5 protein-coding genes and 1 tRNA gene are annotated in these 12,644 nt (G+C 47.6%); 1 reads left to right on the top strand and 5 read right to left on the bottom strand.

The window, feature by feature from the left end; translation table 11 throughout:
- Window positions 1-177: 177 nt before the first annotated feature.
- The gene (locus ACOJUO_RS24820) at window positions 178-2,037 is read right to left on the bottom strand and encodes a tetratricopeptide repeat protein (RefSeq protein WP_422138494.1); all 1,860 of its coding nucleotides are present in this window, start codon (window positions 2,035-2,037) and stop codon (window positions 178-180) included.
- A gap of 661 nt (window positions 2,038-2,698) precedes the next feature.
- On the opposite strand from ACOJUO_RS24820, the gene ACOJUO_RS24815 reads away from it, so the two are divergent.
- The gene (locus tag ACOJUO_RS24815) at window positions 2,699-3,229 is read left to right on the top strand and encodes a hypothetical protein (RefSeq protein ID WP_422134552.1); all 531 of its coding nucleotides are present in this window, start codon (window positions 2,699-2,701) and stop codon (window positions 3,227-3,229) included.
- Window positions 3,230-3,242: 13 nt separating this feature from the next.
- On the opposite strand, the gene ACOJUO_RS24810 is transcribed toward ACOJUO_RS24815, so the two are convergent.
- The 4 genes from ACOJUO_RS24810 to ACOJUO_RS24795 form a co-directional block, all read right to left on the bottom strand.
- Window positions 3,243-3,319 (bottom strand) — tRNA-Pro (locus ACOJUO_RS24810).
- 126 nt (window positions 3,320-3,445) lie between these two features.
- The gene (locus ACOJUO_RS24805) at window positions 3,446-3,784 is read right to left on the bottom strand and encodes a hypothetical protein (protein ID WP_422134551.1); all 339 of its coding nucleotides are present in this window, start codon (window positions 3,782-3,784) and stop codon (window positions 3,446-3,448) included.
- Between the two features lie 71 nt (window positions 3,785-3,855).
- The gene (locus ACOJUO_RS24800) at window positions 3,856-7,152 is read right to left on the bottom strand and encodes a PAS domain S-box protein (protein WP_422134550.1); all 3,297 of its coding nucleotides are present in this window, start codon (window positions 7,150-7,152) and stop codon (window positions 3,856-3,858) included.
- Window positions 7,153-7,233: 81 nt separating this feature from the next.
- Window positions 7,234-12,432: a hypothetical protein gene (locus ACOJUO_RS24795; protein ID WP_422138493.1), complete on the bottom strand. Its 5,199-nt coding sequence runs from the start codon at window positions 12,430-12,432 to the stop codon at window positions 7,234-7,236.
- Window positions 12,433-12,644 lie beyond the last annotated feature (212 nt).

Below are 12,644 nucleotides of genomic sequence, written 5' to 3'. Positions count from 1 at the left end.
ATGGAAATCTTTGCCTTTGGACAGCGAGCGGACATGAAAGTTCATGGTTATCCGGCCTTTGACTCTTGAATCAGTGCATGGAGGGCATAAATAGTGGTGACAAATAATCCGGGCCGGGTGTCAGGGTAAACAGGTCCTTTTCTCAAAAGGCCTTGAATTGCTTGTGATAATTTGCGTTCATGTTTGCCCCATGGAGCTACGCACTTTTTGAAGAGCACTGGCTTCGATGCTCCGCCAATAATCAGTTTTATTCTTCTGCGCCCGGGAGCTGTCGTGGTGTCCTGATTTATCAAACCAATACTTCCATTCTTTCTCACTGGCACCCATCATTCTGAGACAATGGGCTTTTTGTGAAAAAGCGCCTGCATTTGGAGAGTACATCTCTATTATTGCTTGCACTGACCTCAGGGCCTTATTGAGGTTGTCCTGTCCTGACTCCGGGCCATCGTTCATTATCTGCTGACAAGCCAGAATGAAATAATGGATTGAGGTAGCCAACAATGTGTTGGCATTTTCTGGATAACCGGCAATCATTTCCATGAACTCTGCCTGTCGAGCAAGTACGACCAATAGAGTTAATTCGCATTCATTCGAATGATATAATTCATCGCAGCGCCTTAGCAGTTTCTCAGCCTGTTCATATTTACCCGCTCTTTGCCATTGTCTTGCCAGAGCCAGATCGACGTTATGAAGCCCAGAGGGCTTGCACAGGACTTCCTCAGAGGCATCAGGGTGCTTGCCAATCATATTCAGCAGCAGTCTTTCAGCCAGTTTATGATTACCCACCATCTCCCAGCATCGCACCAGAGCCAGGTCAATATCATAATGCCCGGAGGGCTTGCACAGGCTGAACTCATCGTCACCGGGGTGCTTGCCAGCCATTTTCAGCAGCAGTCTTTCAGACTGTTCGTATTCGCCAATCTCCTGCCAAAGTCTTATCAGAGCCAATCCGGTAACATAATGAGCAGAGGTTTTGAAGTGGCTCTCCATACGGCTACCCGGGTTGTTTCTACTCATGTTAAGCAGCAGTCTTTCAGCCAGTTTATATTTGCCCATTGCCTGCCAGTGTCGCGCCAGAGTCAGGTTGATTTCATGATCTTTACAGGGGGTGCAGAGGCTTTCCTCATTGCCATCGGGGTTCTTGCCACTCAAGTTAAGTAGCAGTCTTTCGGCCTGTTCATGTTTTTCCATCACGTGCCACAGACGCACCAGAGCCAGATTAATGTCATCATGTTTACGGGCCTTGCGTGGGGTTTCCTTACTATCATCGGGATGCTCTCCACCCATGTTAAGCAGCAGTCTTTCAGCCAGTTTATATTTGCCCATTACCTGCCAGTGTCGCACCAGAGCCAGGTTGATTTCATGATCTTTACAGGGTTTGCAGAGGCTTTCCTCACTGCCATTGGGGTTCTTGCCACTCATGTTCAGCAATAGTCTTTCGCAGGCTTTATGTTTCCCTGTCAGCTGCCAGTTTCGCGCCAGAGCCAAATTGACGATGCGTATATATTTATGCAGTTTGTTGACATCGGAACTGAATGTGTCTGTATGCAAGCTGTCATTCAGCGCTGCTTTCATTTTCAGTAATAGCGTGTCGGTCAACTTGTATTTGCTCATAATCTGCCAGTGTCTGGCTGCAGCAATATCAATTTCGAAATTGCCACCAGGCTCGCACAGGGTTTCCTCATCGTCATCGTGCTTTTTGTTTCTCAGAGCCAATAGCCGTGCTTCAGCCTTAAGGTGTTGCCCAAGTCCCTGTTCACAGCGGCTCAGGGTCAGATCGAGGTTATGAATGCTTGAAGCCCCGAATTCATTGACTGATCCTTTCTGTCTGAGTTGTTCCAAAAGGGAGCATGCTTTTTCCTGTTTTTCACGGCTTTGTTCTTTTAGCGATCTTGCAAGCCCTATGGTTACGTTTTTGTAGTTGAACGGACTCAGCCTTTTTTCTTGCAAGATGGCACTGAATACTGCTTCTGCATCGCTGAAACGTTGGCGATTCAGTGCCGTGAAAGCCTCATCAATCCTTGCTTGAATGGTCAAGGGTGCCTTTTTTTCCCGGGGGTGAAGCCTCTGAGGAGAAAGCCTTGAGTGTGCTTTTGCTTGCCGAACTTTAATATCTGAGGGCGTGTTCCTACGTTGAAGAGCGCATTGAGACGGTTGAGTCCGTGGAATAAATGGAGCAGCCTCCGGATTCAAGGACGATGGGCTCTTTGTTGCCGTCTTATCAGTATCAGAATCTGGCGCGTAATGCTGTGAAGGTCCTGGTACCTCACCGGCCAAAGCGATGGTAGGCGTTAATCCATAACTCATAGCAATCTAATCTTCGTGGAAATCTGTGCTTTTCGACAGTCAATGGACATAAAAGTTCACAGTTATTCAACACGGCTATCTTTATTGGCATGCTTTCCTGGGCATCATGAAAAAAGCTGCTCGTCAGTTTGATCACTTGTTGGAGGGGTTGAAAGCGGACCGGTCAGGAATAATGAATTATTTGAATCTGAAAATGCAGAGAATGGAACTATCATTTATTTTTATGGTCTTAATTTATGGGAAGCAAATTTAATTCTTTCGACAGATTATCAATCCCAAATATCCAATGGATTTTGTCAGTTGCACTATCGCAAATGTCAGGGAAACTGATTCTCTTTAAAGATAAAGTAATTTGAACGATTCATAGTTTAGAAAAAGGAGGTACCTTGAGATGAATATAAATAATCAAGCAGCCGGTCATCCAATTGCTGATCAAGGCACACAGGCAGAACCAGAAACGGGTTCAAGTGTTGGTCAATTCCTGACGAGGTCCGTAAAAAAATTATCCATCAGAAATATTTTCTGGGATGTTGATCAGTATAATAAATACTCCAATGATGGAAAGTTTTATATACAACAACGAATGGCGTTAATCCCTCCATTGACTGTTTCCGCTTTCTGTTTTTCTGTTGCGAAATATATGTCATGTAGTAATTTAGGGATTGCGGTCGCAACCGCAGCTGGGTGGTTAGCTGGCTCTCAGATAAGTCACTCGATCGGGAAAGAGTTTTTTAAGGAACTTGATCGATTAGAATCTGAAGCTATTCGAAATGCAGTAGTTGCTTTTCAACCTCAGCGGGACTACATCGATGAAGACTTAGAGAATCCTCCACCATCCTATGAAGAATGTGTGCCTGATAACACAGTTCGTCAAAGAGTAAATCGCTCTGATGGTTCAAGCTCACAAACAAACGTGGAATAGTGTCCGGAAAAACTGGTCGGAGCGAGAGGATTCGAACCTCCGACCCCCACAACCCCATTGTGGTGCGCTACCAGGCTGCGCTACGCTCCGACTTTCGCTTTGGGGTTTCTGAAAGTGCCCCGCTGACGAAGTCGTATATTAACCTGTCGACCTTATTTTGCAAGGGGTATCTGCGACGGATTCGCTCCAGCCGCGTGTCGGCAGCCCGTCCTCTGCTCAGTGCAGGGTTTCGTCTTTGATGCTATGAAATCTGGCCAGTACTTCGTGCATCATTCTCATTTTCTTCATAATGCCCTCAATCGTGGCTCTCTGGTTTTCAGGTTCCATAATGGGCAGACTTTCAATTTCGTCATTTAATTCGATCAGATAGGGCAGAAAACGGTTAGCGGAGGCACTGAAGCCTGAGTCCTTCTGAAAAATGGCAGAAAAGTTGCCTTTCTCTTGTTTTTGCAGAATCTCCAGCTGTTCATCGGCATTGAGTGCCAATGTGTAGATGTCTTTCAGGGTGAGAGTCAGTTTGGCCTGAATTTCCTGAATAATTGAAGTTGAATTCATGGGTTACTCGATGGGATTAATAATGGCGCAGTATAGGTTAATACTGAGCTCTGTTGTAGTGATTTGCACCTTCAGACCGGGCTCTCTGAAGACTGGCTCTGCAGTTGCTCGTAGAACTTTTCCAGCTCGTCCACATCACAGGCCTCGGCAATTTGCAGAAGGTACTGGCAATAGGTCTGCAAATGTGCTTCTTTGAACTCATCCGTTATGGACGTCAGTTCTTGTATATCACCGAATTCAAGCACCCGGGAGACCTTTCTCAGCAATGCTTTTTTATGAGTCTCATCCAGTTGCGGCAGTTCAGAAACTTCTGCTTTATCGGCGGCTACGCGAGACTTCCTGATATCCAGATTCAAAAGGCTGGCCACTACTTGTAGCAGGTAATTCACCTTGAAGGGTTTGGCCAGCACGCCGTCAAATCCTGCCTGCTTGAGTCTTGTCTGGATGTCAGAGCCTGCGCTGGCGGTCACAGCGATCACTTTCAGGTTTTTCAGCTCGGGATTCAGACGGATATGTTTGAGTGCTTCCATTCCATCCATTTTGGGCATTCTGATGTCCATCATAACCAGCTCCGGTTTCTGGATTTCCAGGCGAGCCAGAGCTTCCAGTCCATCACTGGCCTGCAGGGTTTTGAAGCCGGCTTCTTCCATGATGACTTTAAGCAGGTCACGGTTTATTTCCAGATCATCAACAATCAGTGCGGTGTAGGTCTGATTGTCAGCCAGTATCAGTTCCACCTGGTCGGAAGAAAAAACATTATCGGTATCCAGCGCCGGAACTTCTTTCAACGGGATCGAAAACCTGAAGCTGCTACCCTGGCCGACATGGCTGGTAACAGTCAGGTCATCTCCCATGGCTTTAACCAGGTGGCGACTAATAGCCAGACCCAATCCGGTGCCTCCTGACTTCAGGCTTTCATCCAACTGTCTGAAGGGGTCAAAGATAATTTCAAAATTATCCGGATCAATGCCTACGCCGGTATCTTTCACTGAAAAGCAGAGTCGTTCATCCACCGAATCAATGCGGATTTCAACGGAGCCTTCTTCGGTATATTTAATGGCGTTGCCCAGAAGGTTGGTCAAAATTTGCCTTAGCTTGACATCATCAACTTCTATCCACTCCGGAACCTGCTCATCAATGGTCAATATTAACTGTAAATCTTTATACTCTGCCCTTGGGACAAAAAACTCCCGGGTTTCCAACAGCAACCGTCTGAGGTTAATTGATACCGGGTGCAGGTCCACACCCTGAGTCTCAATTTTAGTAAGATCAAGAATGTCGTTAATCAGGGTTAGCAGATGCTGGCCACACCGCTCAAGAATGGCCAGCTTCCGGTGCTGTCCGGGGTTCAGTCCTCCTGACCGCTGTAACACCTGCGCATAGCCAATGACACCATTCAATGGTGTTCGTAACTCATGACTCATGCACGACAGGAACAGGCTTTTTGAGCGACTGGCGGTAATCGCTTCGTCCCTTGCTCTCAGCAGGGCCAGCTCAATCTGTTTGCTTTCCGTGATATCCCGGATGACAACGTATATAAGAATACCGTCGCGGGTAATCAGTGGATTACTGGTTAACTCTGCTGGAAAGGTGCGCCCACGTCGGTCAACGGCTTCTGTCTCCCGACGAAACAGTTGTGTTCGCTTCCAGGCTCTTTCTAGCAGAGGGCTGATCAAAGGATGGTTCTCCCGGGATTGAGGAGGAACAAGCAGAGAAAGGGGCATATTGATAAGGTCATCGCGAAGGAAGCCCAGTAGTTCGACAGCTCTGGTATTGACCATGACGATAATGCCATCCGGATTCAGGATGATCATGGCATCTGGTGCAGAATCCAGCAAAGCCTTGAATTTAAGGGTATCACTAACCCGTTCAGTGACATCATTGGCCAGTCCTTCAATCACTCTTTGCTGTCCGGAAGTCATGGCGTTCCAGAACAGTTCAATCCTTCGGGACTGTCCCTGTTTATTCTGGATATCCAGTTCAAAAGCTTCTACCGGCTCTCCTCTCAGTGCTTTCTCAAAATTGACTTTGTAGTTGCAATTGCCCGGATCGTGACTCAAAAAGTTCTCCAGTGGGCCGGAAAACTCTTCACTGCGATAGCCCAGGACCGATTTCACCGAACGACTGATATGAACAATTTTGCCGTCAGTGTTGAGCTGGAAATAAAAGTAGCGTCCTTTCAACCCCTGAACGATATGCCCCATATTGTTGGCTCTGGCCTGGTGCAGGGCAAGGTCCCTGGCATCAAGCCACTGAGTCAGTTTTACAAATGAACGGGCCAGGGAGCCGGCTTCGTCCCTGGAATGGGTGTCGGGCAGTTCAACAAGCTTATGATGCTCGATAAAGTTATCCATGCAGGATTTCAGGGTAATCAGGGGGTTGGTGATTTTTTTGGAGGCATAGCAGATGCCACCCAGAATCAAGAGCAGGGAGATCAGCATAATAGCAATGTCCAGCAAGGCTATGTCGAGCACTCCCTGGAGAGCATGTTGTCGACTGACTGAGGTATAGAGCCACCACTGGGAAGAAGACACCGGGGCACCGAAGAACCAGTATTCTTTTTGATACTGAGGGTTTGGCAGCCAGGCCCGGAAGGTCTCGGCCCGCCCGGAATCAATCCACTCCTCGATCTTGTTGCCGAACCCTTCGATACCATAAACTTCACCGGTCTGGCGCAGGTTTTTATGGCCAAAGCGGTTCGCCTGAATGCTGTCGCTGTAGAGGTAGTCACCGCTGCGGTCGACCATATTGAATTTCCAGAGGTTGATCCCGATATTGCGTCCTTCAAACAGCTTTGGATTGATGACATCGTGAACCATACGATTGATATCAACATCCAGTTTAAGCAGATGCCCATCGCCCTTTTGAGAGCTCGGGACAATAAAACTGACCAGTCTCTTGCCGGTTTTGGCATCCCGATAGAGCTTGCTCCAGTAGTCATTCTGTTTGAGCAGCTGCAGCCAGTTGCTGCCCAGTTCGGTGGGCGGCATTGCGGGCAGTTGGGTGGGTTCTGCCTTGTTTTTGCGTTTATTGATACACGCTGAAGTCGCTATATTTTTAGTGTCAATCCAGCAGACTCTGGTCAGGAAGGGGCTGGAAGCGAGAATACTGTGTAGCAACGGGTAGGTCGGGTAGCTTTCAGTCTGTAATAAACGAATCTGGGCTTTAGCCTGGGACATGATCTCCTGAGTGTAGGCATCGAGGGTACGGGCAAAGTGCACAATGTTGTTGCGCATCTGTATCTCTATCTCATGGGAGGACTCCTTGAAAGAGGTATAGATGTGCAAGGCACTCAGCAGGTTATAGAAGAGTGTGACGGGCACTACGGTGAAAAGAATGATTTTTTTTCGAATAGAGGGTTTGACCACGCCCTGCCTCAAGCAAAATCTTAGCAACCTGTTCAGAATAGCCAAGGGAGATGAAGTTGGCGGCTAAATGTTTCGTTTCCATCAACCGTCTGAGACGTTATGTACGACCAGAGTCATAATAATCACCAGCCAGCGAACCCAGTAAATTCCTTCAAGTACACTGGGTGCCCTTGTTGCCATCAGACTTCCATAGTCCCCGGGCAGGTAATCTTCAGGGATCTCAATGCCATCATTGTCAGAGTAATCGCTCCCGAATGCGGACAGGGGAGGCGGGGATTCAGGCTCGGTTTTTATGTCAATGAGAGAGATAACAGGCTGTTGTTCAGAAGAGGAGTCCTTCGTTTTAAGGCTTACCGCTGGAGCTAATGTCTTCGGTTGCGGTGTTCGCACAACAGGCTGCCAGTGATTGCCAGCGTTTATGAAATTGTCTGCGATCAGTGGCGCTTGCAGATTGCCATGGAACAGTGTGATGGTGCCCCGATCATCAAGCCATTCTGCGATCTGCGAGGAGTCATGGCTGGGCACCGGCATCGCCCCAAGGGCGGGGTTGCCAGCCATTGCCGGTATAAACATGGCACCCAGCGGGTTTTGAAAGTTGTGAACGGCAGGAGTAACAATCATGACGTTCAGCGGCGTATTCGCTGCGCGTAGCAAAGGCATCAGAAGGTGTTCTACGACATTGTTATCCCCCCACATATGTTGTCCCGGCTGAATAGGCGTAAGACCCTGAAGCATCTGTAAGCCAGCCTGAGTGGGGTTGTCCATGAGATCGTCAAGGGCCTGGGCTCCCAGTCCGAGAAACAAAATATAAGGCGTTAACCTGGAGCCATCCTGATGCCATTGGTTGCTCAGATGCTGAACCAGGTCATTAATCAGTTGTATTTGTTGGGTTTGACCGGCAAAAACCGCTAATTGGTTAATCAGGTCCGCTAACAATAGATCAAGAGCGGTATTGTTACCTGAATGGGTGATCAGCTGATTCAAGAGGGACCATAGTTCATCGCTATCCATGGTGTCGAGTGTGTCCAGGGTCTCCTGGTAGCTCGCAGGCAGATGTTCACGAAGGTGTCTGGGCAGATGGCTCAGGAATCCTTTGAGCGTATTCTTGAGCAGGGGAGTATCATTAAAGAGCAGGTGTCTCAGCTGGAACAGAAGATGATGGCTGATTACATTGTTTTTTAAAGCCAGAAAGATAATGTTTCGAAACAGGCCGGCAATAATTTGAGAATTCATGCCATCAGGTCGGGTTAATACCAGTTTTCTCAGCAGGGCGATGATATGGTCAATGAGCTTACTGGCAGTTTCAGGCCTCATATTCAACAAGTGAACCAGGCTGTTGTAGAGGCAGAAGTGGTCTGGAGCTACGTTTACAGTTTGCCATCGTTGTGATTTCAGGGCATTGACAGCCTCTTGTTCCAGCTGATTCAGGTTCGCCTGTAATGCAGCCTGCCGGGCTCTGAGCCGGGTCAGTTCTGCCAGTGATAATTCCGTGACTCCCCGTTGTTCCAGCTCTATGTATTCATGGGGGGTCAGGGGAAGGTTTTCCGGTTTGGTTCGCTTAAAAGGGTGGAACGACTGCGAAGTCAGGGGGGGGGGTAATTGATCCCGCAACATCTGGTTATCGGTGAGAGTTTTTCTTCTGTCTCTTTTACTTTTGACGGATTCAGGCAGTTTGAGGGTGAACCATCGATCTTCATCGCTAACACTTAAAATCCTGAGGAGATAGTCGTAATTTCTGTTCTCAACAATCCATTGGTTTAATTGTGCAAGGGGGATGCTCACCTGTTTAACCTGACTCAATTTTTCGGACTCGTGAGGACTAGGGCTTGACTGAATCACGATGATTCTGGGCGGTGAGGGTGGAGGTGCGGAGTGATAGGTGGCACCGGATATCGTTTCATCAATAGATGAGGAAAAGTCAATAATCACCAGAGGTTTTGGCTCGCGACTCTGATTTCTATGCTCCATGACTTCCTTGATCGCTTGAATCAGCGTGTCCCTGTGGGTGTAACTTGGAAATTGCACTTTGTCATGGCTGGATATTAGTCTGAGCTCTCTGGCCAGGTAGTGACGTTCATAAACCCGGGGTCTTAAACGCAATCTGACGGTTTCCGGCAGTGGGTAAACCGCAGAAATGGGAAAGGAAGTATTAAGATTATTCAACGCTTTGGCCCAGCTCTGGGATTTCAGTCGGCTATAGGCCTCAGGAAAGGTCGTGGCTTCCGCCTGCACGACGTCCATAGGGTAAACACCCCATTTTTTCATCAGCTCGGCAAGGCCTTTTCGGCTAAGGCTAATGGCCCCGTTTCCTGTTGTCAGTAATTCACTGGCCGGGGACGGCTGTGTCAGCTCTACCCGTTTTGATTGTTGGCTGACAGGAGAACTGCTTCTTTTTACAGGCGCATTGTCCGGTTCATCGATGACCATATAATCCCGTTCCTGCTCTGTGGCAGAAGCGCATTCATCAGTAAACAGAGGAATACGGGGATCGGATAAAATTTCCCGGATGAGTACCTCAAGCAGGGAGTCGTTGGCCAATAGCGGTATTTTATCTTCGAAAGCTTGCTCTCCTAGTGCGCGGTACAGGGTGGCTTGTATTTTTTCTGAATACTTCTGATTGACCTGTTGTATCCACTCATCTTTTTTGATGGTATCAAGCTGTTTCTGCTCGCCTTTTGACAGGGGTGGCTGGTGACGGTTTACCAGGTGCGACCAAAAAAGTTGTTGTAGTTTGCTGAATCCCTTTTTGAAAGCTTTCAGGCTGTCTTCATAAATTTCATTGGCACGAACCGCTTGTAATTCAAATAATTTATTAGCCGGCAAGCCTGGCCATTGATTCCTATGCAGGCTTTGGAGTCGACTTGAGTAAAAGTGGTTGACTCTTCGAATGAGGTAGTCTCTTTCGATTCTTTTTAACTCGCCTTCATGTTTTTTTCTTTGTTCTTGCTCATGCTCGGGTATCCTGCCGACCATGATATGCCAGTTGATAAGTCGGCTTAATTTTGCTTCATCGACCAATGTGCGGTCGGCCGCTACCGAATTGACCAGTGTTCTCAGAAAGTCGCTGGCCACCTTACTGGGCTCACTATCATTCGTCTGATTGGCTTCCAGTTCAGAGAAGCGACTTTCCAGCGCTTTTGAAAAATCATCCCGGTATTTTTTGTCCACGATACGCAACCACCAGTCCTGTTGATAGTCAACGGGTAGATAGAGCTGATGATTGAACTGTTCAGGTCGCATCTCTCTGGTCAGTTTTAAAAGGTAGTGGTGAAGCTTTAGCTTGAGATTATTTCTCGAGCTATTGTTTCGATACTGAATCACACTCTCAGCCGTAATTTCATCGGGATCAAAGAACAGTCGGTCCAATGGCAGTTTACCGGCATCAAACTGTGGAACGGGGCCCTGACGCAGGTAGTCCATATAACGTCGACTGAGTTCCGGGCTGGATTGCCACTCATCCAGAAGCATCACACGCGTTCGGTCTACCAGCTCTGGCATGATCTCATACGCCATATCGCCGGCGTGATAGGCAATGTTTGCCAGCGATTTAACAATCAGCTGTTTGGCATCAGCCCAGTTTTTAATCTTCTCTTGATACCCCTGGTAGGGGTTGTAGCCCAGGATGTAGGTGAGCAATGCAGCTTCAGGGCCGCCATCGAAAAGCAATTGATCAAATAACACCAGAGAGCAGGGATGAAAATCCGTTAGATCAGCCTGAGTGATCACGTCACGAAGGTATAGGTTGTTTCTTTTCCACTCCTTACGGTATGAAAAGCCAACGGCAAAGTTATCGGGTTTGGCATCGCAGCAGATTCTGTGGGCACAATCTTCGTTGCCCAGTTTAACCAGGTTTTTATAGATGGCGGCGATTACAGCATGCAGAATGCGGCTAACCGCTTCTGCGTATCCCATCTCGTGAACTTCACCAATGCTGCCCTGGGATTTGATTGACATGGCAATTTCATCAGGGCCAAAGTCCAGCAAACCTTCGATGAAATTTTGGGCCAGTTCATCTTTTTTCAGGTGACGCTGGATCATGTAGATGGTAAAACCCTCTCTGGCTCTGATCCTCAGAAGCCGGGTGGGCTCGAGGTTGACACCCAATTCCTTGTAAAGCTTCAGTGCTGCTTCGTGGGTTAGCAGAAAATTGTCAGCGTCCCTCTTGTTCGTGTAACCGGGGAAACGTCGCAAAGCCAGGCCGGGCAGAACATCGAGGGTAAAAACAACAGAAAACTGGCCTCTTCCAATCACTCGGGCATCGGCATGTCCTATAGACTTGTATGCTGATGAAACGTCTACGCTCATTTCGTCCTCGACATTAAGGAATTCAGCATGGATATTTTGTTCAAAGACCTGAAGGAACCTCTGATAGTCAACATCTCTGAGTGTGGAAGTATAGGGAGCGCCTGATAATTCTTGCTCAACAGGATTATTGAAAATGCTTCTCGGGTCATAAAAGTGGCTCGCTGTCCTCAGGTCATGGATGCTCTTTTCGTCTTCCTGAGTCTCAAACTCTACGCAGACCTCACAGGTTGAGTTTTGACTGTTGATGTAGTGACAGAAAAAGGTTTGGTCGGGTTTGTGTTCTGGCTTGAGCATGGCTGCAGTGTGAGTTGCATCATAGGGCACAAGAATAAACGTTCTCTGCTTGGGCCTGGGGTCTCCGGTTCTGTGGTTCTGTACCCTCATTCTGACACTGAGCAAAGTCTCATCGTCCAGATTAAACGTAATGGGACTTCCGCTCGCACTCAGTTGCCTGAAGGTAGAAAGTCCCATTCTTTGAAATGGCGGGCCATTGACCAGAGTATGGTTCTGGTAGTCAATGCGCCAGGAAATAAAGTGTTGGCTGCTACCCAAAAATGGGTTGCTTGCAGACAAGGAATGAAGTTCGAAAGCGTCAGGAGACTTGGGTGATCCCAGCAAAGGGCTACCCACAGGAGTAGAACTCAGTTCAGGGTCGATGAGCATATATTCTGTGCGATCAATACGAGAGCGCAGTATATGCACCCGCCAATATTGATTACGGGTGGTAGAGGTCTCTCTCGAACTCTGGGCAATATCTCCCAGCATTTTGAAATAATGTTCATACTTTTTGACCTGTTCGACATTTTCCAGAAGGCTGCCCGAGGAAGCTGAAGCTAACGTCGAAGAGAAAAGAAGGAAAACTACGAATTTGGTATATTTGTTCCAATAATTACGGGACAGAAACAGGTTAAGGAAGAGCACATAAACCGTGATCTTTCCCAGAATAGCCATGGATCCCGAAAATAATTTAGTCAATTTACCGCAGATAGTTCAGTCGTTATTTATTGATGCCTGGCCTTTAGCTTGCCTTTAGAAAGTTTCCCTTCGGTTCTGCTACCTAATGCCACGTGTATCCTTGAACGGTCAAAAATTTATATTTATGAACACTCCAGATTAGACCAGTCTTTCACCGAATAGGATTGTAAATGTTTAATTTATTTTTTGGTTCGTTACTCAAGTGACTTTTT

Origin of the sequence: Endozoicomonas sp. ALC020 (assembly GCF_049275935.1) — a bacterium.
Taxonomy (GTDB): domain Bacteria; phylum Pseudomonadota; class Gammaproteobacteria; order Pseudomonadales; family Endozoicomonadaceae; genus Endozoicomonas_A.
The sequence above is the reverse complement of the archived record's forward strand: the minus strand, read 5'-3'. Positions and strand labels throughout refer to the sequence as shown.